Consider the following 25,442-nt stretch of genomic DNA (forward strand, 5'->3'; position numbering starts at 1 on the left):
CTGGTGGTCAGGAGGTTGTTGCAGATGAGAATCACGGCATCTTGGCCCTTACGTCTTGCCTTGGCTGTGCTGTTGCTGCTGGTCGTCCCGGTGGGCGTGGCGCTCAGCCGGCATTTGAGCGACGACAGCCGCCCTGGCGACTGGCGTAGCGCCCGGCACGATAGCAGCGGGCAGGCGCCCGATGCACGCAACACGCCGGAGGCCTTGATCCAGGTCTATGCGGCGCGCGCTTTCGGTTGGCGCGGCGTGTTCGGAGTGCATACGTGGATCGCCACCAAGGAAAGCGATGCCGACCGCTACACCCGTCTGGAGGTGGTCGGCTGGGGCATAGGCCGGGGCATGGATGCGGTGCGCATCCACAAAGGAGAAGCTGACGGCTATTGGTACGGCAGCGAGCCAACGCTGATTCGCCAGCTCCGTGGTGGTGCCGAGGTGGACGCTCTGATTGCGCGCCTGCACACAGCGGCGCGTGCCTATCCGCATAATCACGAATATCGGCTGTGGCCCGGTCCGAACAGCAATACCTTCATTGCCTACCTGGGCCGAGCCGTTCCGGAGCTCCATCTCGACCTGCCACCGACGGCAATCGGCAAGGACTACCTGCCGGAGGGCGGCCTCGTTGCCAGCGCACCGAGTGGCGGAGGTTTGCAGTTTTCCCTGGTCGGCCTTATCGGTGCGACGATCGCCGCCGAAGAGGGCATCGAGGTGAACCTGCTCGGCTTGTCGCTCGGCATCGATCTCTCGCCGCCGGCGCTCAAGCTGCCGGGGGTCGGCCGAGTGGGGATGTCGGAGGTCGATTGACGGCTGGCAGAGACGCCGGGCTTGGCCCAGCGATGGTGTTGGTCATGGCCGGTTAATGTCCCGTGGCCGGGCGAGCAGTTTGGCAGGCAGGCAAGGAAAGTGCGTGAAAAAACGGCTTGCTGTTCCGGTTCCGATCTTACAAATTCTGATGAAAGTATATTGACTGACAGATGGCAAAGCGTTCCTTCGATTTCTTGCTGAGTGTTGTTGCCGCGCTTGTTCTGGCGCTCCCCCTTGTGGCGATCGCCATACTGGTGCGTCTGACTTCGACCGGACCTGCGCTGTATTGGTCTGACCGGGTTGGCAAGGGAAACCGCATTTTCCGCATGCCAAAATTCCGCAGCATGCGACTCGGAACGCCTGCAGTGGCGACTCATCTGCTGCAAAACCCCGACGCTTACCTGACCCCGATCGGCTCGTTTCTGCGCAAGAGCAGTCTCGATGAACTGCCTCAACTCTGGAACATCCTGAAAGGGGAGATGAGTTTCGTTGGTCCGCGTCCTGCGTTGTTTAATCAGGAGGACTTGATCGCCTTGCGCACAAAGTGCGCTGTGCACGAGCTTTTGCCGGGACTGACCGGCTGGGCGCAGGTCAATGGGCGGGATGAGTTGCCAATTCCGGAAAAGGTGAAGCTGGATGCGGAATACCTTCGCCGTCAGTCGCTCGGCTTCGATGTCTCTATCTTGTGGTTGACCGTTGTGAAGGTTGCGCGGCGCGATGGAGTGGCGCACTGATGGGTGGCTGTCTATTTCGGCTGGGTCGTGCGCAGTGTCGCGAGCGTCAATGTGAAAGTCGCCTACGCGACTCTCGACTCTCGACTCTCCCTCTCACCTTGCGCGAGAAGGGCCTGGGGACGACGGGAGGGGGCGGTCATGACTTTCATGATCCGGGGTGTCTGGACAGGTCATGGCCGTAAGGGCGACGAAAATGGGATAATAGCGACTTTTCGCCGGGCCGAAGACGGTGATTCTCGCTAACGGCATTGGCAAGACCGTCCCGTGGTATCGGTAGCGCCGGAACTGACTCGCGCTTGGCTTGAATAGGCGAAAACGACAACCCTCTTTCCTCTTGCGGCCTGAAACAGCCCTGCTGGAAAAGCGGCGTCGCACGCATGCCAACCGAAGTCCTGGAGAAAAATCCTCATGACCCAACGCAAAGGCATCATCCTCGCCGGCGGCGCCGGCACCCGTCTCCACCCGGCTACCCTGTCCGTCTCCAAGCAGTTGCTGCCGGTCTACGACAAGCCAATGATCTACTACCCGCTGAGCACCCTGCTGCTGGCCGGCATCCGGGACATCCTGATCATCTCCACCCCCGAGGATACGCCGCGTTTCCAACAGTTGCTCGCTGACGGTCGCCAGTGGGGCATCAACCTGCAATACGCCGTCCAGCCCAGCCCGGACGGTCTCGCCCAGGCCTTCATCATCGGCGCCGACTTCCTCGGCAACGAGAGCTCGGCGCTCGTCCTCGGCGACAATATCTTCTATGGCCACGACTTTCATCAGATCCTTGGCAATGCCGACCTGCGCCCTGACGGCGCCACCGTCTTCGCGTACCACGTGCATGATCCGGAACGCTACGGCGTTGCTGAATTCGACATGGCTGGCAAGGTCCTCAACCTCGAGGAAAAGCCCAAGCAAGCGAGATCCAATTACGCCGTTACCGGCCTGTACTTCTACGACAACAAGGTCGTCGACTTCGCCCGCAACCTGAAACCCTCAGCGCGCGGCGAGCTCGAAATCACCGACCTCAACCGCCTCTACCTCGATCAGGGCAAACTCAACGTCGAGATCATGGGCCGCGGCTACGCCTGGCTCGACACGGGCACCCACGACAGCCTGCTCGAAGCGGGCCAGTTCATTGCCACCATCGAAAAGCGCCAGGGCCTCAAGGTCGCCTGCCCGGAAGAAATTGCCTTGCGCCAGAAGTGGATCAGCCGCGAACAGCTCGAAGCGCTCGCCCAGCCACTGGCCAAGAACGGCTACGGGCAATACCTGCTCGGCCTGCTCAAGCAAGACGTGTTCGGATGAAGGCCACCCTCACAGCCATTCCCGATGTTGTGATCCTCGAGCCCAAGATCTTCGGTGATGAGCGAGGGTTCTTCTTCGAAAGCTTCAATTCCCGTGCCTTCGAGCAAGCCACCGGTCTGAAGCGCGAGTTCGTTCAGGACAACCATTCCAAGTCCGCACAATTCGTCCTGCGTGGCCTGCACTACCAGATTCAGAACCCGCAGGGGAAACTGGTTCGCGTTGTGCAGGGCGAAGTCTTCGATGTTGCGGTAGACCTGCGCAGAAGCTCGAAAAGCTTTGGCCAATGGATCGGCGTGCATCTGAGCGCTGAAAACAAGAAACTACTCTGGTTGCCGGAAGGATTTGCGCATGGCTTCGTCGTGCTCAGCGAAACGGCCGAGTTCCTGTACAAGACCACAGACTATTACGCCCCGGAGTACGAGCGCAGCCTGTTGTGGAACGACCCCGCGCTGGGCATCGAGTGGCCCATCGAAGGCGAACCCAGGCTTGCCGCCAAGGACGCTGCAGCCAAGCGCCTCTCCGAAGCCGAAGCGTTTGCATGACAGCAACGGTGTCCGGCTTCAATGCTAGCCGAAGCAGGCACTCCACCCATCAAACGGCATCAGTCGTGTTCTACGCAGATAATGGGATCATTTAATAGACAAGCAGCAGGCGAGGAATCGATGCACGCTATGGAGCGGATAATTGGGCGGCAGAGTTTTTGAAGAATAATGCGAAAAATACTTGACAATGGTTTAGCAAGGCGCTCGCGATTTATGGCGCATAAACAACAGCTTATTGGGGTGTCTTGTGGATGCTGAACGATTAACTGCGGTCATGGATAGCCTCATGAATCAGACCGCTTTTGGGGAACTGTTGGCGTCGATGGTCCGTGCCTTGGCGCAGGTGCACCGTACCGATCCAGTATCGCGAGTGTTGAGCATGGCGAATTCTATTGGCTTGGAGGCGCTGCGCCACCTGAACGGCATGCGCACGCTACGCGAGCAGGTGCTGTTGCTGCTGCATCGGAAGCCGGGAACGGCGCAGTGCGTCGCGCTGGCACGTTCCACTTGGTCGGATGCCCTGTCCTCGCGCCGCAGCCGCGCGGTCTTGCAGGCGGTGATGGCGTCGTTGCTCACCGACGCCCGGGCCGCGCGGCCGGGTCGTCTGGCGCAATTCCCTGCCCTGCAAGGACGGCCGGTGTATCCGATGGATGGGACGTATCAGAGCGAAAGCGCCCACTACGGGCGGTGTACGCCCCGCCGGGCGGGACGGGCAATCCCAAGGGGCACGCCGCCGCCACTGTTGCGCGACTACCTACGAGCAATCCGCGAAGGCCATGACTTATCACAAGGGCGCCCTGTGGCCGGTCGACCGCGCTTCGATCGACGCGCAATTTTGGTATGGCCGAAAAAGGCGCTTGGGCGTGACTATGATCACGCGCATGAAAAGGGTAACCGTTTACTTCCTCTTAGGAAACGCTGCCAAGGCAATGCTTTTGCAGGATAATTGGTGACCATGACGACGAGACGAAAGCCACGACGAGATGCCGCTGAGGAATTGCGACACTGGGTCATTTCGCCTCGTTCCGAAGAGGGATCGCGCGCCTTCGCTCTCATCGAGACATGTTGCTGTCGCGGTGCCTCCGCCTGGCACTACCTTGGCTGCGTCATCGCTGCCGCTCGCAAAGGCTTGCAGCTTCCCGCGCTTCCTACCATCCCGGCTGTGGGTTAGGGGAGTGAACGATTGCTGCAGAGTTTCTTTAAAAAAACCACCAACTACTGGGCGCCAGAGTTCGAACGCCGCATTGCCTGGAACGATCCATTGATCGACCTCCAATGGCCCGTCCATAATGATCCAAGCTTGTCCGTAAAAGACCAGCAAGCCAACAAATTGGCAGAAGCGGAGCATTTCGCATGACTCACACATCAACTGTCATCAACCCGCATGCCGCCCAGCCCACGTCCCTGGTGGCCCTGGGAAGAAGCCTCTGGCATAACCGTCAGCTCATCGTGCAAATGACCAAGCGCGAAGTGGTGGGCCGCTACAAAGGTTCGGTCATGGGGTTAGCCTGGTCGTTCTTCAACCCCGTGTTCATGCTGACGGTGTACACCTTTGTCTTCTCCGTGATTTTCAAATCCCGCTGGGGCGTTGGTGGTGAAGAAAGTAAAACTCAGTTTGCTGTGGTGCTATTTGTCGGCATGATCGTGCACAGCCTCTTTGCCGAAGTGCTCAACCGCGCTCCCGGCTTGATCCTTTCCAATGTCAACTACGTTAAAAAAGTCATATTTCCATTGGAAACACTGCCCATTATCGCCATGGGTGCCGCGCTTTTTCATACGTTCATTAGCCTGGGCGTGTTGCTGATGGCCTTTATCATTTTCAATGGCTACTTGCACTGGACCGTCCTTTTCACGCCACTGGTGTTTCTGCCGCTTGTGATCCTCACATTAGGCCTCGCTTGGGTGCTCGCGTCCCTGGGCGTATTCCTGCGCGATGTCGGGCAAACCATCGGCATCATTACTACCGTCACGATGTTTCTCGCTCCCGTGTTTTACCCAATTACCGCAATACCCGAAGGGCTCCGCCCCTGGCTAATGCTCAACCCGCTGACCTTCATCATTGAGCAAGCGCGCGAGGTGTTGATCTGGGGGCATTTGCCGAATTGGATGGGTTTGGCAATTTACACCTTGGTCGCGACTGTGGTGGCAGGGGCAGGTTACGCTTGGTTCCAAAAAACAAGAAAGGGGTTTGCTGATGTCCTTTAATGACATTGCTATCCGCGTCACAAATGTGAGCAAGCGCTACCAGATATACGACGCGCCGCGTGACCGCTTGAAGCAATTTGTTTTTCCTCGGTTCAGTTTCTTGATCGGGAAAACTCCAAAGCAATATTTCCGAGAATTTGCAGCACTCGATGACGTCTCGTTTGAAGTGAAGAAAGGCGAGACTGTTGGAATTGTTGGCCGTAATGGCGCAGGCAAGTCTACCTTGCTACAGATTATCTGCGGCACGCTTTCACCGACAAGCGGTAGCGTGCAAATAAATGGCCGTATAGCCGCGCTTCTGGAACTGGGATCCGGGTTTAACATCGAATTTACAGGGCGTGAAAACGTCTACATGTACGCTGCCGTGATGGGCTTAAGCAACGAGGAGGTTGGCGACCGTTTTGAGGAAATCGTCACCTTTGCAGACATTGGTGACTTTATCGAGCAGCCTGTCAAGAACTATTCAAGTGGAATGATGGTGCGATTGGCGTTTGCAACCGCTATACATGTAGACCCTGATATCCTAATTGTTGATGAAGCTCTTGCAGTGGGAGACTTTGCATTTCAACACAAGTGCATGTTGAAAATTAGGCAAATTATCACGAACGGGGTGACGGTGCTTCTTGTGACCCATGATGTCGGCGCGGTGATGGCAAATTGTAATAGAGCCTTAATGCTTCGCAAAGGCTCCATATATGCAATAGGGGGCGCTGCGGAGGTTTGTGATCGTTACCTTGAAACTGACGCGGCTGGGTTCGACAAGGATAGCGAACTCTTGCATCCTGAGGACGTTACAACCAACGGAAGCAAGCAACAAACTCCCCCGCGGATAGCTGACATGCAACCCATAGAACCCAGTTATCGGTGGGGAAGTGGGCAAATAGTGATAACAGCCTGGTCTCTCGTTGATGTCTCCGGCAAAGTAACGAATTCTTTTCACTTTGGCGAAAAAAATGCATTTGTCTATACTGCTTAGCGCAATATCAAATATAGATCGCTGCTTTCCGGGATTCATGTTGCGCGATAGAAATGGATACCATCTTACCGGCATAACTAATAGGACCTGCGGCCAGGAAATATTGAATATAGCGGCGGGAGACGACGTGCTGCTGGAGTTTGAGATAACGCTTCTGTATCGTGCAGACAACTACAGTATTCTGTTGAACATAGCAGTCGATGAATATGGGAGTGGCTTCTACGATCTGTGTGAAAATGCGGGGAATTTCACAATTGTCGGCGAAAATTCTGATCGGCCACCATGGGGGTACGGGCGAACATATTTGCCTACAACTCTTAAAGTGACAGTAAAAAAATAACTTGAGAGCTACTTGATATGGTATGTCTAACTGTCGATGTGTCAAAAAATAGGAAAACAGAAATTTGTAACATATGCGGTGGGAATGTATTTGCACCACTTGCGCGCCGCAGCGATGATATTGAAATCCTGCTATGCCAAAAAGTGCGGAATGGGCGCGCTCGAAGTCTTCCCTTTTGACCCGATGATTATTTATAATAATAATAATTATTATGATAATTGTGGTATTGACGTAGATGCTGGGTACTCTGATTATGATGTTAGTTCGGAGCATGGTGTATTGTGGGCTGCGGAACTGGTAAAAAATTATTCGACATGATGGGCGTGTTCTTGATATCGGGTGTGCGAACGGGTTTTTTGTTGAAGGCACTGGGTGGCGGTTACGAGATAAGTGGAATAGAAGTTAACGAAAGTTCAGCTGAACGAGCCCGCGTGGGGGGGGGGTTAGGATTATTGGAAATGATATTTTTTGAGCGAGATTTATTCCCAAAATACGCGGGGTATTTCGATGCCATAACTGCTATCGCGGTATTTGAGCATGTAACCGATTTTCGAAAAGCGATTGAGGTGTCGCTGCAAATGCTTAAGCCCGATGGCGTCTTAATTTTTTGAAGTACCTTTGGTGTCGGAGTTCAATAGCAATTTCACTTGGTTTAATACTTCTCTAGAGCATCTTTACTATCCAACGACAAGGAGTATTAACTATTTATTCGGTGAGGAGCTAAATATTCCAATGGTGGGTGGTGAGTTGATAATACGCGATTATGCTTCTACCTTCATCGGAATAGTTACGCCCAGTGCCGCAAGTGCTTGTCGAATAAAAAAGCTGTATAACCGAATAATGTTTGAAGAACCCTCCAAGCTACCAAAAGATGAGCGACGAGTGCAGCTGCTTCTCAAGGTTATACATGCTGCGGATGCAAAACCAGAGCACATCCCATTTGTTCCGGAACTGTTTCAATACGATCAACTCCCCCCATTTCTTTCTAGGTGCTTGGATTTGTGGGGGGGGGGCTATTCGGCGGCAGCAGAGTTCCGAAGATTATTTGAAAAAGGTAGAGGAGGCAAAGACTTGGCATTTAGATAATTCGAATGCTGCAGTAGCGGAGCGTGATGCGGTAGTGGCAGAGCGTGATGCGGTAGTAGCGGGGCGTGATGCGGCACTAGCGGAGCGTGATGCGGCACTAGCGGAGCGTGATGCGGTAGTAGCGGAGCGTGATGCGGTAGTAGCAGAGCGTGATGCGGTAGTAGCAGAGCGTGATGCGGCTCAGGAAGAGTTATATGTTGTCTATCACTCGCCTTCATGGAGAATTGCCTGGCCTTTACGAATGCTCGCCTCAAAGATACGGTTAGTTTCTGCAAAAATAGGAGTGCTTGTTTCTGTAGTGCTGCCTGCGCTCACTTGGATTAGGTTCAGAAAAGGCCTGAAATTATTGGCAGTAGGTGACGTGACTGCGCTTAGGTCGTCCATCAAATATGCTACTAAAGAGAAGACAAAGAGAATTGATCCAAAAAAAAGTGCCTGAACAAATAGCGCCTACCCATCTCAGTCCGGGTCAACCCTTGGTCAGCGTAGTAATTCCTTGTTTCAACTACGGTAGGTTTGTCGTTGGTGCCATAGACAGTGTTCTATCGCAAACACTTAAGAATGTCGAAATAATTGTTGTCGATGGGGGGTCAACTGATCTCACCACCATCGAGAGGCTCAAAGTATTAAAGCGCCCAAGAACAACAATCAATTTTAGGGAAGGGAAACATCTTGTTGGGGACAACCGGAATTTTGGGATAGAAACAGCCAAAGGTCGATATATTTGCTGCTTGGATGCCGATGATACCTTAGACCCCACGTATCTCGAAAAAAGCGGTTTTCTATTTGGAGACTTATCTATATGACATTGTATCTACATCGATAAATTTTGTTGGTGCTCGAGAAGGGCATATTGATACACTGGAATATCCTGATCTGAACGATATGGAGAACGGAAATCATGTAATTACCTGCGCTGTTTTTCGAAAGCACCTTTGGGAGTCCTCAGGGGGCTATTTCGATGTGGGAATCGGAAAACATCATGTCGCTGAAGATTGGGATTTCTGGTTAAGGTTGGCAACAAAAGGCGCCCGGATTCGAAATATTTCAAAAGAGTATTTGTTCAACTATCGTGTGCATACAGGAGGGTCGCTCAGTAGCGCTGCCGATGTTAGGAGCATTGAAGATCAAAAAAAACGCAATTCTGGAGAGAAACCGGGGTTTGCTTACGCCAAAAGCAATTCAAAATTCCGCCCTGCAACAGTCCAGGTATTTGCGATGCAATCCTGAGGAAAGCGCCCTGGCAGTAAGTTACGATGAACAAGTAACTGTTGGCAAGAAGGTACTGCTTCTAGCAATTCCGTTCTCAGTGGTGGGTGGTGCGGAGCGTCTACTGAGTGGCTTGTGTCGGTATTTGGCGAGTAATGATTGGCGGATTGTTGTTGTGACGACATTGGAGCAAAACACCAGCTTTGGCAGCACCATTGAATGGTTCAAGGAGATTACTCCGGAAGTTTATGAGTTAACAAAATTCCTTGAACAGAAAGAGCGAGAGGATTTCATTAAATACTTAATAAAATCCCGAAAGCCAGACTGCCTTGTGAATGCAGGAAGTCGTTTGGTCTACGAGATGTTGCCGGAAATTGAGTTAGCTAATGAAAGTCTTTGTGTCGTTGATTTGTTGTTTAACACCGAAGGGCATGTTAAATCGCACATCGAATACAAGCGGTTTATTTCTTTTGCTTTTGCAGAAAGTCAGGAGGTTTTTGTTTGGTTGCTAGATGTGGCTGGATGGCCCGCCGATAAAATTAATAGATTGTCCAGCGGAATTGATTTGCTTCATTTCCAGCCAACACCTAGGCCGCAGTTTCTTATTGATAAACTTGATATTGTCGAGAGAGACTTGGTGGTTGGGTTCTCGGGCCGCCTTTCTAGAGAAAAGGGGCCAGACGTTTTCCTGGAAGTCGCAAGATTATGCGATGGCATACCTAATATACGTTTCGTGATGACCGGCGCAGGCCCTATGTCGGATGAGCTAATAGAACAAATAGAATTGTTGCGATCCTCTGTAAAATTTGACTATATGGGTCTTGTAGACGACGTTGAGGCGTATCTTGCTCTATATGATGTTTTGATTTTGCCTTCGCGTTTTGATGGGCGCCCATTTGTGGTGATGGAGGCTTTGGCCTGTGGTGTGCCGGTAATAGCATCGAATGTTGGAGCACTGTCAGAGTTGATTGAAGATGGACGCAATGGATACTTGGTGCCAGCCGGTAACGCAAAAATATTTGCTGAAAAAGTCCGGGGTTTGGCACAGGATAGATCACTGCTGGGGAAGCTAAAAATAGCTGCGAGAAGCACTTCTGAAAGTAAGTTTGACGCAGTTCAGGCGTATCGTGAATATGAAGCTGCTTTGCGTGACGTCATTCAATTGAATCGAAGCGCCAATGTTCATGGTGTGTAGGATTTAATATTGTTGAGTTAGGTGCAGGAGAAAAATGTGGATTTAAAAGGAAGAAAGGTCTTAGTTACCGGCGCTGATGGTTTCATTGGGAGCCACTTGGTGGAAGCACTTTTTGGATCGCGGCTGCGATGTAAAAGCATTCGTTTTTTTACAACTCTTTTAACAGTTGGGGATGGCTAGACACACTTTCACTTGAGCAACAAAGAAAGTTGGATGTTTTTGCGGGTGATATAAGAGATCCCAATGGGGTCCGGCAGGCTATGGAAGGTTGTGATGTCGTCTTTCATCTGGCGGCTTTGATTGCGATTCCGTTTTCGTATCATTCTCCAGATTCTTATATTGATACAAATATCAAAGGTACATTGAATGTGCTGCAGGCGGCCAAGTTGCTGGGGACAAGCAGAGTGCTCGTGACATCAACATCTGAAGTTTATGGGACAGCCCAGTACGCACCAATTGACGAAAAACATCCGTTCCAAGGGCAATCGCCATATAGTGCCACGAAAATTGGCGCCGACAGGCTTGCGGAGTCTTTCTTCAGGTCATTTGAAACGCCCGTGGTGATTGTTCGGCCTTTCAATACTTATGGCCCACGGCAATCGGCGCGGGCAGTAATCCCAACAATTATTACTCAGTTGCTAAGTGGTAAAACAGAATTAGAACTTGGGAGCCTTACGCCGACGCGAGATTTCAATTTTGTAACTGACACTGTGAGTGGGTTCATCGCGTTGGCTGAATCAGAGGAAACTGTCGGCGAGGAAGTAAACATTGCAACTGGAACTGAACATACGGTTGGTGATGTAGCGAATTACCTTATATCTGAAATTAATCCAAATGCAAAACTAGTAGTCGAGGAAGAAAGATTGCGCCCGGAAAAATCGGAAGTATTCCGCTTGATTGGCGATGCAAAAAAAAATAAAATCACTTACCATGTGGAGGCCGCAGTTTGATCTATATGCCGGGCTGCACGAAACGGTATCTTGGTTTAGAAAGCCAGAGAATCTATCGCGCTACAAGGCTTGGCTTTACAACATTTAAGGATGAATTATGAGAGCTGTAATTCTCGCAGGTGGCAAAGGCGTACGGCTTCGCCCTTATACAACGCTGATCCCAAAGCCGATGGTTCCGCTTGGTGGTAAGATTTCGATCCTTGAGGTGATTCTCCAGCAGTTGAAACAGTCTGGGTTTTCACACGTTACATTGGCGGTCAATCATCTCTCCAATTTGATAATGGCGTACTTTGGGGACGGGAGCCGATGGGGTTTGAAGCTTGATTATTCTGTAGAGGATGAGCCGCTAAGTACGATTGGCCCATTAACACTCATTGATGATCTCCCAGATGATTTTTTTGGTTATGAATGGAGATATTCTATGCGATTTGGATTACAGGAAGTTTTTTTGATGCGCATGTGGCTGCAAGAGCCGATGTCTCGGTTTCTGTCTATAAGAGGGAAACTGAAGTCGATTTCGGCGTTTTGAAGTACGACCAGGATATGGTATTGCAGGAGTTTCAAGAGAAACCACGAATCATGTTCGATGTCAGCATGGGTATCTACTGTCTCGCGAAGCGTGTGGTAGAGAAGTTGCCGAGGGGGGGGCGCCTACGGATTTGACAATCTTATGATTGATGGTATTCGTCAGAAGAGCAACATTAGAATTAGTCCATTCGATGGCTATTGGCTTGATATTGGAAGGGCTGATGACTACGAGTACGCCGATCAGAATTTTGAGCAACTTGCAGAAAAACTGGGGATATAGTTTCCGTGACCATTTTGGTGACAGGTGCGAATGGTGGATTCGGCAAGGTTTTGTTGCCGATACTGAAAAAAAAAATACAAGGGAGCAGTAGTTGGTACTGGAAGGTCTGAGGTTGAGAGTGCCGATTACTTTTCTCGAGATATCACCGATGTTAGTTCCGTTACAGAGCTAATAGCAAGAGTCAAACCAAGTTTGATATTCCACCTGGCTGGCAGTTTTACTGGGTTGTTTGAGAATGACTTTCAAGTAAATACGCTTGGCGCCAAGTATCTCTTCGATAGCATCTTGTCGGAGAAGTTGGATACGCGAGTCGTCGTTGTTGGTAGCGCTGCGGAATACGGCGCTGTTCTTGCCGAGGACAACCCGATAGCAGAAACGTTCCCATGCAGGCCTGTTTCTGTGTATGGCTTGACCAAAAACTATCAAACAGAGATGGCGAAATACTATGCACGCACATCAAATATTGACGTTGTGATCGCCCGGGTTTTTAATTTGGCAGTCCCAGGTTTGTCTCAAAGGCTATTTTATGGAAGAGCAGAGGCCATGATCCAGGCTTACAAAAACAAGCAGATTTCCAAGGTTGAATTCGGCAACCTCAGCAGTGAGCGAGATTACATTGGAATAGAGGACGCTGCCACTCAGTTAATTGCAATCGCAGAGCGCGGAACTCTTGGAGAGGTCTACAATGTAGGTAGCGGTCTGCCCAAGACAATGCGTTCCCTTTTAATCGAAATGCTGAGCAAAGATGGAATTTCTGGAGATGTCATTGTTGAGGCGAGTTCTGAGTCTGTAGGGCGGAAAGGATTTGATGTGCCGAGGATATATGCTGACATTTCCAAGGTTGCGTCGATACAGAATAACTGAGTGCTTCAGGGCAGATGCTTTCGGTATGTGTTGCCGTATTCTGGCGTGCTGGAATTTAGAGATCAAAGCCACATTTGCGAAGATGAAAAAAATACACTTTGTAAGTAATGAAGGCTCTTATACGGGGGCGCCAGTATTTCTAGTTAAGCTGGTTAGGCATCTTAGAGAAAAAAACTAATTACAGACTCTTGGTTTTATTTTCAAGACCTGGGCCGCTAACACAGGTTCTCGCGCAAGATGACGTTGAAGTAATCGTTTCAGAGAAAAGTAGGCGCAATATTGCCATTCCCACAAAGTTATATAGAAGAGCCACTCACTACCTTCGATATATAAGGCTGCTATTGCTCGATCGACCTGATTTGGTTTATTCGAACACGATAGCCAACTTTGGCGAGGTTGTGCTGGCAGGTTGTTTAAGAATTCCCGTAATTCTTCATATGCATGAAGGTCAGCATGTGGCCCACAAACATCGATTGCGATTAAGGCTCGCGTGTTGTTTTTCAGCAAAGATCATTGTTGGGTCACAGTATGTAAATAGAGTGCTATTGGCAATAACTAAACGAACTGGGCAGGTAATATACAACGGCGTGCTGCCGACGAACAATGGCGGCAAGAAGAAAATAAAAAAGTGAGAAGCCGGTATTGCTCGGGATTGTAGGCACAATAAATCCAAACAAAGGGCAGCATGTTGCCATAGAAGCAATGCGAATTCTCATAGATAGAGGCGTTGGAGTTCAGCTAATTATTGCAGGTGTAAGTGGGGACGATACTTACTTTGAAAAATTAAGGGAGCAAGTTAACCAGGCGTCTTTAATTGGTTTTGTAAAATTTATTGGCGCTGTTCCCGATTCAGTAGAATTCATCGACACGCTCGACCTATTATTGGTTCCCTCATTCGACGAGGCTTTGCCGACGGTGATACTGGAAGCATTTTCATTGGGAGTTCCAGTTGTTGCATCTAATGTGGGTGGCATCCCTGAAATGATTGAAGATGGATCAAGTGGATTCCTATTTCAGGCCGGTGACGCGGAGAAGTTGGCCAGCTGCTTGGCTGGAGTTATTTGTGACAAGAGGTTGCTGGAGAATATTGCAAAGGCTGCGAACGAAGTTGTAAGGAATAAATTCAATTTGAATGTTAGTAACGCTCAGATTGAATATTGTATAAATGAAACGCTATCGCAGTAGGTGAGGTTGTTGCCAGATAAGGTTACGGTGATCGTTGTCAATTGGAATGGAGAGCAATATCTTGAGAAATGTCTGGCTGCATTGATTTCCCAGACAGTCAAGCCGCATGAGATCATTCTACTCGACAACGCAAGCTCTGATGGTTCACTAGATATTGTCCGGCGCTTTTTCTTCGGTGCGTTTAATCGCCCTCGACGAAAATTCTGGTTTTGCGCGTGGAAATAATTTGGCCATCGAGGCGGCATCGAAAGCGTCGGAATGGGTTGCCCTTATCAACCCCGATGCATTCGCGGACCCGCGCTGGCTGGAAGAGCTGCTGGCGGGCGCAAAATGTAATCGTGAATTCGATGCATTCGGCAGCAAGTTGTTCAATGCCGCCGATTCGAATTTACTTGATGGGATTGGCGACGCCTATCACATCAGTGGACGGTTGTGGCGCACTGCGCACAAGTTTCCTGTGTCGGCTCTGAGCGAATGCGCGTGCGAGATATTCTCCCCGTGTGCAGCGGCAGCTCTCTATCGCCGTAGCGCACTGCTCGAAGTGGGTGGTTTCGACGAAGATTTTTTTTTGTTACGTCGAAGATGTCGATCTCGGCTTTCGCTTGCGCTTGGCTGGCTACCGGAGCCTCTATGTTCCGGAATCAGTGGCGCATCATGTCGGCTCGGGTACGACAGGCGGGCAGCATAGCGATTTCTCTGTGTATCACGGGCATCGAAACCTAGTGTGGGTCTTCGAAAAAAAATATGCCGGGTATCTTGTTCTGGTTGTTGTTGCCTTTGCATGTGGCCTTGAATCTTGGGAGCATCGTCTGGTTCGTACTGCGCGGACAGGGCCGGGTGATTCTGCGAGCGAAACGCGATGCCTTGTTGGGCTTTCCGAAAATGTGGCGCAAACGGCAGCAGATTCAAAAAGCACGGCTTGCTTCAATTGGCGATGTCTGGCGCGTCCTGGATAAGCGATTTCTACCGTTAAGAAGAAAAGCATGAGCCACACGATTTCTGCCATCATTGTCAATTACAATGCCGGCGCCCTGCTGCGCGGCTGCGTGGATGCGTTGATGGCTTGTCCGCAGAGGATTGAAGTGATTGTGGTCGATAACGCTTCAACCGATGACAGTCTGAATGGTATGCCCGAATCTGGGCGACTGCGTGTGCTTCGCAACCCTGCCAATGTGGGGTTTGCGGCGGGCTGCAATATTGGACTGAAGACTGCTGCTGCCCCGTTGTTGCTTTTTCTGAATCCTGATTGTTATTTCCAGCCCTCCGCAATCGCAATTTTGCTGGAAGCGTTGCAGTCTGGCGAGCGCGTGGGGATGGTGGGTGGCCTGTTGGTCAACTCAGACGGATCTGAGCAGGGCGGCGGGCGACGGGCGGTGCCTACGCCCTGGCGTGCGTTTGTTCGAGCGTTTGGCTTGTATCGTCTTGCTGAACGCTGGCCGAAGCTCTTCTACGACTTCCATCTGCACAAGAAACCTTTGCCTGATGGACCTGTAGAGGTGGAGGCCATTTCTGGCGCATGCATGCTGGTGAAGCGCGAGGCACTGGAGGATGTCGGCCTTTGGGATGAAGGCTATTTTCTGCACTGCGAAGATCTTGACTGGTGCATGCGCTTCCAGCAGCACAACTGGCAGATCTGGTTCGTGCCAGGCGCCCGTATAGCCCATGCCTTGGGAGCCTGTAGTCATCACCGCCGTCTGTTCGTGGAGTGGCACAAGCACAAGGGAATGGTACGGTATTACGGGAAGTTCTTTCGCGATCAGTACCCGGCGCCGCTGTGGTGGCTGGTGGTGCTGGGTGTGTGGTTGCGGTTCTTTACAGTGGCAACTTACACCCTTTTCAAACAAGGGCTTGCTCGATTGAGACGACGTGATGGGTGATCGCAAAGTCGCTATTCTTGGTGCGCGAAGTTTGGTCGGGCAATGCTTGTTGCGGCGCCTGATGGAAGATGACTGGAAAATCCTTGCCTATTCCCGTCAGCCTCAGCACGAAATTCCCGAGATGAAATGGCTGCTATTGCCGTGCGCTGCTGCCGAGCAGGCTGTCAGCTGGATCTGCGTGGCGCCGATTTGGGTGTTGCCGGACTATTTTCCACTTTTCGAGGCTAGCGGCGCCCGGCGCATCGTGGCGCTCTCTTCCACGAGCCGATTCACGAAAGTTAGCTCTGGCGATTTGCTAGAGGCGGCCGTCGCGGCTCGCCTTATTGAAGCGGAGGCTCGTCTGCGGGCCTGGGCGGAGCACCGTGGCGTTGAATGGGTCATTCTTCGCCCGACGCTGATCTATGGCTTGGGGCAGGATAAGAACATAGCCGAGATGATGCGTTTCATTCGCCGTTTTGGGTTCTTCCCGTTGTTGGGCGAGGCCATTGGTTTGCGCCAGCCAATACATGCTGGGGACGTTGCGGGCGCCTGTCTCGCGGCCGTACAGGCGCCCCGCGCGGCGAACCGCGCTTACAACATTTCAGGCGGCGAGACACTGAGCTACCGCGACATGGTCGCGCGCGTATTTTTGGCGCTTGGCCGGCCGGCACGCTTGCTCGCCGTACCGCTGTGGGCATTCTCTCTCGCAGTGGCATTGTTGCGCTGCCTGCCACGCTATCGACATTGGTCGGCGGCGATGGCAGAGCGGATGAATGGCGATCTAGTATTTGATCACAGCGACGCGGTTCGGGACCTCGCGTTCGCGCCGCGACGCTTTGCGCTGACGCGCGAGGACTTTCCGAGATGAGCATCGGCGTCTTGCAGGCCTCGCACGACAACGCCACTTTTGGACCGTTGTCCCTTTGCCAGGCCATGCTTCGGATAGCACCCGCGAGAGGCTCGGCAGTGGAGCGTGGGAACTCACCGCGATGACTTGCCCACGTGTTCCCGACCGCGTCTCCAAGCACTTGGTGTTGATGGCGCGGCCGACCAAGCAGGCTCTGATGCTGGTCGCTGATGCGCTACTGTTAGCGTTTGCCGTCTGGGTGGCGTATGTCATTCGCCTGGGCGAATGGTTCGTACCGAACCGTTCGCAGGTCCTGTTGATGATCGTTGCACCGCTCCTGGCGATGCCGGTTTTCCTAAAGATGGGACTTTACCGTTCGGTCATTCGCTACCTCGGCGAGCAGGCCTTGTGGTCGATACTCAAAGGCATGTCACTGGCCGCACTGTTGTGGGCCGTTCTGGCTTTCATGACCCAAATGACCGGCCTGGAAGGCGTCCCGAGGGCGGTGCCTTTCCTCTACTGGCTGCTCGGCTTCGCGCTGGTGGCCGGTTCGCGTTTCGGCGCGCGCTGGCTGCTGTGGTTGCCGACCCGCAGCCGTTTTTCCGGCAAGCAGGTTTTGATCTACGGCGCGGGCAACGCTGGCCGTCAACTGGCCGAGTCTCTGCGACGAGGGCGCGACCTTTTTCCCGCGGGCTTTCTCGACGACGACCGGAGTTTGCATGGCAAGGATGTCGGTGGACTGCGCGTCTATCCACCCGAGCATCTGCCGACTCTGCTCGAACGTTTCGATATCCATGACGTAATCGTCACCTTGCCGTCAGCTTCTAGCGCCAGGCGGCGTGAAGTGGTGGCCTCTCTGGAACACTACGCGGTACGTGTGCGCATCCTGCCGGCGCTGACCGACATCGCCAATGGACGACATCTGGTGAATATGGTCCGCGAGGTCGACATTGGCGACCTGCTGGGTCGCGACCCGGTGGCCGCCGACCCGACCCTGCTCGGCCGTTGCATTACCGGCAAGGCGGTACTGGTCAGCGGTGCCGGGGGGTCGATTGGCTCGGAGCTGTGTCGGCAGATCGCTGCCTTGCAGCCAGGCAGCCTTATCCTGCTCGACGCCAGCGAGCACGCGCTGTACCAGATCCACCGCATTCTGCAATCGGTCCTCGGCTGCGAGTTGGTGCCCTGCCTAGGCTCGGTCGGTGACGCCGCTCTGGTGTCACGTCTTTTGGTGAAGCACAGGATCGCCACCGTCTACCACGCCGCGGCGTACAAACACGTGCCAATGGTCGAGGCCAACGTCCTGGAAGGGGCGCGCAACAACGTTCTCGGCACCCTGGCCCTGGCCAATGCCGCGTTCGACGCGGGAGTCGAAACCTTCGTCCTGATTTCCACCGACAAGGCGGTGCGCCCGACCAACATCATGGGCGCCAGCAAGCGCTGGGCAGAGTTGGTCGTCCAGGGCCTTGCCCGGCAAGCCGCCGCGCGCGCCACCGGCCAGCGATTCTGCGCCGTACGCTTTGGCAACGTCCTCGGTTCCTCCGGGTCGGTCATCCCGCTGTTCAAGGAGCAGATCGCACAAGGCGGTCCGGTGACGGTGACCGACGCGGAAGTTACCCGTTACTTCATGTCCATCCACGAAGCAGTGCAACTGGTGATCCAAACCGGTAGCCTGGCGAGTGGCGGCGAGATCTTCCTGCTCGACATGGGCGAGCCTGTACGCATCCTCGACCTGGCCCGCAACATGATCCGCCTCGCCGGCTACAAGGTTTGCGACGAGGCCACTCCCGAGGGGGATATCGAGATCATCCTCACCGGCCTGCGCCCGGGCGAAAAGCTCTACGAGGAACTGCTTATTGCCAGTAGCAACGGGGTTGGCACCTCGCATCCCAAGATCATGAAGGCCGACGAGCCATCGCTCGACCAGGAAACGCTGGACGACCTCGTCGAGCAGTTGAGAACGGCGCTGAAGGCACGTAACGAGGCTACCGTGCGGGCGCTCGTGATGCACATTGCCGGCGATCAGCAGAGCGGCGAAGGTGGTGCGAATATCGCCGAAGTCTAGCCCTAGCCACACCGGCCAAACCAGATCGCCAACGCCATCAGCCTTGCAGATGGCCGGACCGATGGCTTGTCACACAGCGACGCTCCTTGCCGTGACGGGCTTTGGGCTGGCGCCGTCATGGCGAACGCAGTAACGCCATCCAGGATGGCAATGGCGGCAATAAAGCAGCGTTCATCTCACCGCTCCCGAAATAAGCGCCGAGCGTTTGATAGAATGCCGCTTTGCCCCGCCTGCGCCCCCGCCCAATGAGCCGTCAGATCCTCGTCACTTCCGCCCTGCCGTATGCCAACGGCGCAATTCACCTCGGTCATCTGGTCGAGTACATTCAGACCGACATCTGGGTGCGCTTTCAGAAAATGCGCGGCCATGAGTGCTGGTACGTCTGTGCCGACGACACCCATGGCACGCCGATCATGCTGCGCGCCGAGGGCGAGGGGATCACGCCGGAGGCGCTGATCGAACGCGTGCATGGCGAGCACACGCGCGACTTCGCGGGCTTCCACGTTGCTTTCGACAACTATTACACGACCCATTCCGAAGAGACGCGTTCCTGCGCCAACGAACTGTACGCACGGCTGCGCGCCGCCAATCTGATCGAAACGCGAGTCATCGAGCAGTATTACGATCCGCTCAAGCAGATGTTCCTTCCCGATCGCTACATCAAGGGTGAATGCCCGAAGTGCGGCGCGCCCGACCAGTACGGTGACAACTGCGAAAGCTGCGGGGCAGCCTACACGGCGAACGAGCTGAAAAACCCCTATTCGGCGGTCTCTGGCGCCAAGCCCGAGCTCAGGCCGTCGGAGCACTATTTCTTCAAGCTTTCCGATCCTCGCTGTCAGGGTTTTCTGCGCCGCTGGACGCAGGGCGAAGGGCGCTTGCAGAGCGAGGCGGCGAACAAGTTGCAGGAGTGGCTGGGCGAGGTCGGCGAGAACAAGCTGACCGATTGGGACATCTCGCGCGAGGCGCCGTACTTCGGTTTCGAGATTCCCGATGCGCCAGGCAAGTATTTCTACGTCTGGCTCGACGCACCGATTGGCTACATGGGCGCTTTCAAGAATCTCTGCGCTCGCGAGGGGCTCGACTTTGCTGCCTACTGGGGACCCGAGTCGACCGCCGAGCTCTATCACTTCATCGGCAAGGATATCCTCTACTTCCATGCCTTGTTCTGGCCGGCCGAGCTGCAGCATGCCGGCTACCGGACGCCGACCAAGGTTTTCGCGCACGGTTTCCTGACCGTCGATGGCGCCAAGATGTCGAAGTCGCGCGGCACTTTCATCACCGCCGAGAGCTATCTGGCGCAGGGCCTCAACCCGGAGTGGCTGCGCTACTACTACGCCGCCAAGCTGTCGAGCTCGATGGAAGACATCGACCTCAATCTCGACGACTTCATCGCGCGCGTCAACTCCGACCTGGTCGGCAAGTTCGTCAACATCGCCAGCCGCGCGGCGGGCTTCATCGTCAAGCGTTTCGCTGGTCAGCTCTGCCCGTGCGATGAATCACTGCCCGCCATCGAGGCCATCCGCAGTCGCCGTAGTGTGATTGCCGATCATTACGAGGCGCGCGAATTCAGCAAGGCAATTCGTGAAATCATGGCCCTCACCGACACCGCCAATCAGTACGTCGACAGCGTCAAGCCGTGGGAGCTGGCCCGCCAGGAAGGTCGCGAGAATGAACTGCAGGCAGCGTGCAGCAATGCCCTCAACCTCTTCCGTCTGCTCGCCATTCTGCTCAAGCCGGTGTTGCCCGCGCTTGCTGCCAAGGTCGAAGCTTTTCTCAACGTCGCCCCTTTCGTCTGGGACGACGGCGACAGCGTGCTTGCCGCCGGGCACGCGATCAATCCCTATCAGCACCTGCTGACACGAGTCGAGAAGAAGCAGGTCGATGCGCTGGTCGAAGCCAACCGCGACTCGCTGGCCGCCGCGCCCCAGCCGGCGCCGCAAAAACATGCCGAGCAGCAGGAGAAAGCCGCCGCTGTGGCCGTTGCCCAGGCGGCCGTCGGGCCAGAAGCAGGACCGCACATAGGCATGGACCAGTTCCTCAACGTCGATCTGCGTATTGCGCGCATCGTCGAGGCCTCGCATGTCGAAGGCGCCGACAAACTCGTTCGCCTCGTTCTCGATATCGGCGCGCTCGGTACGCGGCAGGTTTTCGCCGGCATCAAGGCCGCTTACGAGCCGTCGGCGCTGGTCGGGCGTATGACGGTGATGGTCGCCAATCTGGCGCCACGCAAGATGAAGTTCGGCCTCTCCGAAGGTATGGTCCTCGCCGCGTCCGATGCGGATGGCCAGCCCCCTGGCATCTTCCTGCTTTCGCCCGACGCCGGTGCGCAAGCCGGCATGCGCGTCAAGTAGGCCACGATGTCCGGTCGTCAGCGTCCGCGCGTCACCCTGCGCGTGCTTTTCTTCGCGCTGCTCGACGCCGCCGGGATTGTCGTTCTAGCGAGCGGCGCAATGTGGCTGGCCAGAGGCCAGACGCTGTTCATCCCCGACTTCCCAACCAGTACGCCGGCCGCGCTGCTGACCGTCGTCGCCGGCGTCGCCCTGATGCTCTGGGCTACCGCGCAAATGCTCGGTGAGCTGGCCAAACCGCCGGAGGGAAGCGGCGCTGACAAGTCTTGATGTCTCGGCTGGCAAACATGCGGCCTGAGTGAATCGCGATGTCGCGGTCTTCGGCCTTGAATTGTCACCTTACCCGTCGATGAGATTGCAGTTCGAATGACTCCGCAAAGTCAGAAAACTCCCAGCAGATATCGCCCTGACATCGATGGCTTACGGGCCATCGCCATCATTGCCGTGGTTTTCTATCACGCAGGTTTCCCCGGCTTTCCCGGCGGCTTCGTTGGCGTTGACGTCTTTTTCGTCATTTCAGGCTTTCTGATCACTGCCCTGCTGTTCAACGAGGCCGCCGCTACCGGCCGCCTCAGCTTGAGCGCCTTCTATGCGCGGCGCGTCCGCCGTTTGCTGCCCGCTGCTCTGATCGTGGTCGCGGTGAGCTTGTTGCTTGGCGCCTTCGTGATGCCTCCAGCATCGGATGAGCAGCGTTCCCTGGCTCGTTCGGCGATGGCTGTGGCTTTTTTCGCGTCAAATTTCTTTTTCTTCACCACGACGGGAGGCTATTTCGACGCGCCGTCGTTCACCATGCCCTTGCTGCATACGTGGTCGCTGGCAGTAGAGGAGCAGTATTACCTGATCTGGCCTCTTCTGATGCTGCTGGTTTTCCGCTTTTTCCGAGGAACGGCCACAGAATCGACGATGCGCGCACGTGTCGTTTGGGCTCTGGGCGTGATGTCTCTGATATCGCTTGCCGTGTCCATCGGGATGACGCCGGAGCAGCAGAGCTTTTCCTTTTACCTCCTGCCAGCCCGCGTTTGGGAGTTCGCCATCGGTGGCGTCGTCGGACTGGCGGGAAGTGCCTTGTGTGCGCGCCTGAGGTCGTGGGGGGAAGGGTTTGCAGTGCTCGGCCTGGTGCTGATTGTCTACTCCGTCGTGATGTTCAACGACGGCACGCCGTTTCCGGGGTCGGCGGCCATTTTTCCGGTATGCGGTACGGCCTTGCTGATTATCGGCATGACTGCGAATGAACATGGCATCGTACGCCGCGTGTTGGCTTCCCGGCCATTGGTGTTCATTGGCCTGTTGTCGTACTCGTGGTATCTGTGGCACTGGCCACTGTTGTCTTTTTATAGAATCTACAGCCTGGGTGCCAGGAGTCTGGCCGCAAATGCGTTGGCGATAACAGCCGCCCTGGTGCTCGCCTGGCTTACCTACGTGTGGATCGAGCGTCCGGCCCGGATGTATCGGAGAGGGCCTTTTCGCAGCATCCGTGCGACCTTGTTTACTGGCGGCGCAATTTGTCTGCTGACGCTCTCGCTATCCGCTGGACTATGGGCGTGGCGTCATCATCAGCAGTCCGCTGACGCGTATCAGTGGATCAAGACCGCGCGCGCTGATCGTCCTTCTTTCGTGGCAGCATGTTCGCAGCCTGAGCGTCCGCCAGTAGCCGATCTGCCGCTGGACGAGTGCACTTACGGCCCGCATAAGCAGCAGCCGAAGCTCCTCTTGTGGGGCGATTCGCACGCGCATCACTTCTTACCGATGCTGACCGCGGCGTTTCCGGATGTTGCCGTGTATGAACTCACGATGCCCAGGTGTGTGCCGCTGTTCGGTCCTGAATCCGAGAAGTTGACCCCGTTCAAGTCCTGCAATGAGTTCAATCAGCGTGCTCTTCAGGAAATTCTGGCATTGCGGGAAATCGGGCTTGAAGGGGTGGTTATTTCTGCGCGATGGCCCCTCCACTTTGGTCATCGGAGTTTCGCCACCATCGATCAACAGAGGGGCGCCCTGGAACTCGATTCGGAAAGACTTGCGCAGCTACGTGCCCAAATGCAGACCAGTCTGGAGAGGACTCTCGGTACGCTTGAGAGTATCGGCCTGCGCGTCCTGGTGATCGCGCCGACTCCACAGCTAGTCTATTCCGCGCCGCAATGCCTGGCTTTAAGAGGAGAAGCGGACTGCCATGCGCCGCGTGCACTCAACGACGAACTGTTGGACGATACGAGGATGGCATTGGCCGAGGTCGTGGCTCGGCATCGTGACGTACGCTTGATCCAACTGATGGATTTCTTCTGTGACGCACAGACCTGTTATGCCTCGCGCGATGGAAAAGTCCTCTACCATGATGCCGACCACCTTACAAAAGCGGCAGCCACGGATCTCGGACGCTATCTAGCCGCCGATCTCGCTTGGGTGCGTGGTGCGCCAACCGCGCCAGCGCCCAGTGAAACTCTTAGTGGGCCGTCGGCAAGCGGCGACTGATCCGCCCCGACCTCTCTGGAGAACGCATGCCCATCTCTTCGCGAGCCGCCGATTTTCGTCGCGGCGTCTTCGACATCCTTCCCGTCCTCGCCGCCGCAGTGCCGATCGGCCTGTTGTGGGGAACGCTGGCGGCTGGCAAAGGCTTCACGCCCTTCGAGGCCTGGCTGACCAGTGCCACCGTTTTTGCCGGGGCCGCGCAGTTTGTCGCCCTTGATATGTGGCGCGATCCGGTGCCGCTGCTGCTGATCGTGGTCACCACTTTCATCGTCAATGTCCGGCATCTGCTGATGGGTGCCTCGCTGCAGCGGCACCTCGGCAATTTTTCCGGCCCCGGCGGCCTCGTTGCGATGTTCCTGATGACAGACGAAAGCTGGGCCTTCGCCGAGCGCAGGGTGCTGGTCGAGCCGCTGCGGCCGGCCTATTACTTTGGTGTCGCCGTGCCGATGTGGCTGGTATGGACTTCCTCCTCGCTGGCCGGCGCCATCGCCGGGCGTTCGCTCGGTGACCCGGCGGTCTATGGCTTCGATTTCGCCTTTTCGGCGCTGTTCATCGCCATTCTCGCCGGTTTCTGGAAAGGCCCGCGCACCGGCGCAGTTCTCGCCACGAGTGCGCTCGCCGCGGCAATTGCCAAGCTGACGATCCCGGGTGCCTGGTACATCGTCATCGGTGGCGTGGCAGGGGTCATCGTCGCAGCGATCCTGCACAGCGACGAAGAGGATGCTCAGGGCGGGCAAAACGCTGGCGACAGAGCGGCTGAAGACGTGGGCAGCGCATGAGCGATGATCTGCTCACCGTTGCGACCATCTTCGCCATGGCGACCGTCACTTATCTTACGCGCATCGGCGGCCTCTATTTGATGCGCGGTGTCCGCGTCAGAGGGCGGCTCAAGGCAGCTCTCGACGCGCTGCCGCCGGCCGTATTGATGGCCGTCATTGCGCCAACCGTGCTCGCCACCGGGCCGGCCGAAACCATCGCCGCCGTGATCACCGCCGCCGCGGCCTTCCTGCGTTTGCCGATGATCGCCGTCGTGGCCATTGGCGTCGCCGCAGTGGTCGCGCTCAGAGCCTTCTTCTGATTATTTACGCTTGATTGCGCCGCATTGCCGCAGCCAGGTCAGTCGAGCCGAGCTTTTCGAGCTGCTCGGTCACCTGCAGCCGGTCTTGTCGAGAGCGATTCTGGCTCAGTTTGTACTTGCACTGGATCTCGCTCACCGCTACTTCGACACCGACGATTCCGTCAAGCATCGACGCCTTGTATTCGGGAGACCATGGTTTCTCGAAGCCTGACTCGTATCTTGCCGTCAGCGCATCGACGACTGTTTTCAGCTTCTCGTGGTCGCTGAACACGCGGCACTGGCCGTAGATGTGCACCGCCTGGTAATTCCAGGTCGGAACTCCGGGCGCGGCATACCAGGACGGCGAGATATAGTCGTGCGGCCCCTGCAAGCTGATCAGCACCTGTTGACCGGCAAGTTCGCGGTGCTGCGGGTTCTGCTTTGCCAGATGTCCGCTGCAAGTGGTCATGTCCTGACTGAGGAGAAATGGCATATGCGTGGAAAACGGTCGCCCCGCGACAGACGAAACGAGTTGCCCGAAAGCGTTCGCTTCGATGAATGCCAAGACTTCGTCTCTGTCAGTGACGTCGAAGTGCTTTGGTATGTACATGCCTCTTC

Annotated in this window: 26 protein-coding genes and 5 pseudogenes; 30 read left to right on the plus strand and 1 reads right to left on the minus strand. The window is 54.9% G+C overall.

The features are described 5' to 3' along the window. The first annotated feature begins 24 nt into the window (after positions 1-24). From E4Q23_RS02695 to E4Q23_RS02830, 30 genes and pseudogenes are all read left to right on the plus strand, one after another. Positions 25-801: a DUF3750 domain-containing protein gene (locus tag E4Q23_RS02695; protein WP_169065245.1), complete on the plus strand. Its 777-nt coding sequence runs from the start codon at positions 25-27 to the stop codon at positions 799-801. Between the two features lie 170 nt (positions 802-971). Beyond that, positions 972-1,535 carry a sugar transferase gene (locus E4Q23_RS02700; RefSeq protein ID WP_169065204.1) on the plus strand — a complete coding sequence of 188 codons (564 nt, stop codon included), beginning with the start codon at positions 972-974 and terminating at the stop codon, positions 1,533-1,535. 408 nt (positions 1,536-1,943) lie between these two features. Next, positions 1,944-2,831, plus strand: a complete 888-nt coding sequence (gene rfbA, locus E4Q23_RS02705; RefSeq protein ID WP_169065205.1) for a glucose-1-phosphate thymidylyltransferase RfbA — start codon at positions 1,944-1,946, stop codon at positions 2,829-2,831. Continuing rightward, positions 2,828-3,373, plus strand: a complete 546-nt coding sequence (gene rfbC / locus E4Q23_RS02710) for a dTDP-4-dehydrorhamnose 3,5-epimerase (RefSeq protein WP_169065206.1) — start codon at positions 2,828-2,830, stop codon at positions 3,371-3,373. Before rfbA ends, rfbC begins: the two co-directional genes overlap by 4 nt. Before the next feature lie 286 nt (positions 3,374-3,659). Next, on the plus strand, positions 3,660-4,319 hold the full coding sequence (locus E4Q23_RS02715; protein WP_169065207.1) for a hypothetical protein: 660 nt from the start codon (positions 3,660-3,662) through the stop codon (positions 4,317-4,319). Positions 4,320-4,556: 237 nt separating this feature from the next. Further along, a complete protein-coding gene (locus tag E4Q23_RS02720) occupies positions 4,557-4,730 on the plus strand; it encodes a dTDP-4-dehydrorhamnose 3,5-epimerase family protein (protein ID WP_169065208.1) in 174 nt (57 codons plus the stop codon). Then, on the plus strand, positions 4,727-5,578 hold the full coding sequence (locus tag E4Q23_RS02725; RefSeq protein WP_169065209.1) for an ABC transporter permease: 852 nt from the start codon (positions 4,727-4,729) through the stop codon (positions 5,576-5,578). Before E4Q23_RS02720 ends, E4Q23_RS02725 begins: the two co-directional genes overlap by 4 nt. Beyond that, positions 5,568-6,554 carry an ABC transporter ATP-binding protein gene (locus E4Q23_RS02730; protein WP_169065210.1) on the plus strand — a complete coding sequence of 329 codons (987 nt, stop codon included), beginning with the start codon at positions 5,568-5,570 and terminating at the stop codon, positions 6,552-6,554. The genes E4Q23_RS02725 and E4Q23_RS02730 overlap by 11 nt, the downstream gene beginning before the upstream one ends. Beyond that, a complete protein-coding gene (locus tag E4Q23_RS25065; protein ID WP_169065211.1) occupies positions 6,532-6,894 on the plus strand; it encodes a Wzt carbohydrate-binding domain-containing protein in 363 nt (120 codons plus the stop codon). The genes E4Q23_RS02730 and E4Q23_RS25065 overlap by 23 nt, the downstream gene beginning before the upstream one ends. A gap of 36 nt (positions 6,895-6,930) precedes the next feature. Further along, positions 6,931-7,212 (plus strand): hypothetical protein, encoded by a 282-nt coding sequence (locus E4Q23_RS23235; protein WP_211203610.1) that lies wholly within the window; start codon positions 6,931-6,933, stop codon positions 7,210-7,212. Next, the gene (locus tag E4Q23_RS02740; protein ID WP_211203611.1) at positions 7,209-7,505 is read left to right on the plus strand and encodes a class I SAM-dependent methyltransferase; all 297 of its coding nucleotides are present in this window, start codon (positions 7,209-7,211) and stop codon (positions 7,503-7,505) included. The genes E4Q23_RS23235 and E4Q23_RS02740 overlap by 4 nt, the downstream gene beginning before the upstream one ends. Before the next feature lie 296 nt (positions 7,506-7,801). Beyond that, positions 7,802-8,419, plus strand: coding sequence for a hypothetical protein (locus E4Q23_RS02745; protein WP_169065213.1), 618 nt, complete (start codon positions 7,802-7,804; stop codon positions 8,417-8,419). Then, positions 8,370-8,786 (plus strand): glycosyltransferase family 2 protein, encoded by a 417-nt coding sequence (locus tag E4Q23_RS25070; RefSeq protein ID WP_423753297.1) that lies wholly within the window; start codon positions 8,370-8,372, stop codon positions 8,784-8,786. The genes E4Q23_RS02745 and E4Q23_RS25070 overlap by 50 nt, the downstream gene beginning before the upstream one ends. Beyond that, entirely contained in the window at positions 8,767-9,210 is a 444-nt protein-coding gene (locus tag E4Q23_RS02755; RefSeq protein ID WP_169065215.1) for a glycosyltransferase family 2 protein, read from the plus strand. The genes E4Q23_RS25070 and E4Q23_RS02755 overlap by 20 nt, the downstream gene beginning before the upstream one ends. Then, positions 9,101-10,384 (plus strand): glycosyltransferase family 4 protein, encoded by a 1,284-nt coding sequence (locus E4Q23_RS02760; protein WP_211203612.1) that lies wholly within the window; start codon positions 9,101-9,103, stop codon positions 10,382-10,384. The genes E4Q23_RS02755 and E4Q23_RS02760 overlap by 110 nt, the downstream gene beginning before the upstream one ends. A gap of 36 nt (positions 10,385-10,420) precedes the next feature. After that, positions 10,421-11,422: pseudogene (locus E4Q23_RS02765) on the plus strand (NAD-dependent 4,6-dehydratase LegB). Between the two features lie 9 nt (positions 11,423-11,431). Next, a pseudogene (locus tag E4Q23_RS02770) lies at positions 11,432-12,142 on the plus strand (sugar phosphate nucleotidyltransferase). A gap of 132 nt (positions 12,143-12,274) precedes the next feature. Beyond that, a pseudogene (locus tag E4Q23_RS02775) lies at positions 12,275-13,006 on the plus strand (NAD-dependent epimerase/dehydratase family protein); the annotation flags it as partial. A 188-nt stretch (positions 13,007-13,194) separates the two neighbouring features. Continuing rightward, the gene (locus E4Q23_RS25075) at positions 13,195-13,638 is read left to right on the plus strand and encodes a glycosyltransferase (RefSeq protein ID WP_169065217.1); all 444 of its coding nucleotides are present in this window, start codon (positions 13,195-13,197) and stop codon (positions 13,636-13,638) included. 7 nt (positions 13,639-13,645) lie between these two features. After that, positions 13,646-14,191 (plus strand): annotated as a pseudogene (locus E4Q23_RS02785) (glycosyltransferase family 4 protein); the annotation flags it as partial. Positions 14,192-14,218: 27 nt separating this feature from the next. Further along, positions 14,219-14,879, plus strand: a pseudogene (locus tag E4Q23_RS02790) (glycosyltransferase family 2 protein). A 56-nt stretch (positions 14,880-14,935) separates the two neighbouring features. Then, positions 14,936-15,178, plus strand: coding sequence for a hypothetical protein (locus E4Q23_RS24755; RefSeq protein WP_336511590.1), 243 nt, complete (start codon positions 14,936-14,938; stop codon positions 15,176-15,178). Next, a complete protein-coding gene (locus E4Q23_RS02795; protein WP_169065219.1) occupies positions 15,175-16,068 on the plus strand; it encodes a glycosyltransferase family 2 protein in 894 nt (297 codons plus the stop codon). Before E4Q23_RS24755 ends, E4Q23_RS02795 begins: the two co-directional genes overlap by 4 nt. Beyond that, positions 16,061-16,915 carry an NAD-dependent epimerase/dehydratase family protein gene (locus E4Q23_RS02800; RefSeq protein WP_169065220.1) on the plus strand — a complete coding sequence of 285 codons (855 nt, stop codon included), beginning with the start codon at positions 16,061-16,063 and terminating at the stop codon, positions 16,913-16,915. The genes E4Q23_RS02795 and E4Q23_RS02800 overlap by 8 nt, the downstream gene beginning before the upstream one ends. 121 nt (positions 16,916-17,036) lie before the next feature. Further along, positions 17,037-18,956, plus strand: a complete 1,920-nt coding sequence (locus tag E4Q23_RS02805) for a polysaccharide biosynthesis protein (protein WP_248595204.1) — start codon at positions 17,037-17,039, stop codon at positions 18,954-18,956. Between the two features lie 245 nt (positions 18,957-19,201). Next, positions 19,202-21,307, plus strand: coding sequence for a methionine--tRNA ligase (gene metG, locus E4Q23_RS02810; RefSeq protein WP_169065221.1), 2,106 nt, complete (start codon positions 19,202-19,204; stop codon positions 21,305-21,307). A gap of 6 nt (positions 21,308-21,313) precedes the next feature. After that, positions 21,314-21,574, plus strand: a complete 261-nt coding sequence (locus E4Q23_RS02815; protein ID WP_169065222.1) for a hypothetical protein — start codon at positions 21,314-21,316, stop codon at positions 21,572-21,574. 96 nt (positions 21,575-21,670) lie between these two features. Continuing rightward, complete coding sequence (locus tag E4Q23_RS02820) at positions 21,671-23,770, plus strand: acyltransferase family protein (RefSeq protein ID WP_169065223.1); 2,100 nt, start codon at positions 21,671-21,673, stop codon at positions 23,768-23,770. A gap of 26 nt (positions 23,771-23,796) precedes the next feature. After that, positions 23,797-24,546: an AzlC family ABC transporter permease gene (locus E4Q23_RS02825; protein WP_169065224.1), complete on the plus strand. Its 750-nt coding sequence runs from the start codon at positions 23,797-23,799 to the stop codon at positions 24,544-24,546. Further along, on the plus strand, positions 24,543-24,845 hold the full coding sequence (locus E4Q23_RS02830) for an AzlD family protein (protein WP_169065225.1): 303 nt from the start codon (positions 24,543-24,545) through the stop codon (positions 24,843-24,845). The genes E4Q23_RS02825 and E4Q23_RS02830 overlap by 4 nt, the downstream gene beginning before the upstream one ends. Before the next feature lie 4 nt (positions 24,846-24,849). On the opposite strand, the gene E4Q23_RS02835 is transcribed toward E4Q23_RS02830, so the two are convergent. Further along, positions 24,850-25,434, minus strand: coding sequence for an FMN-binding negative transcriptional regulator (locus E4Q23_RS02835; protein WP_169065226.1), 585 nt, complete (start codon positions 25,432-25,434; stop codon positions 24,850-24,852). Between the last annotated feature and the right edge of the window lie 8 nt (positions 25,435-25,442).

Origin of the sequence: Candidatus Accumulibacter phosphatis (assembly GCF_012939955.1) — a bacterium.
Classification (GTDB): domain Bacteria; phylum Pseudomonadota; class Gammaproteobacteria; order Burkholderiales; family Rhodocyclaceae; genus Accumulibacter; species Accumulibacter delftensis.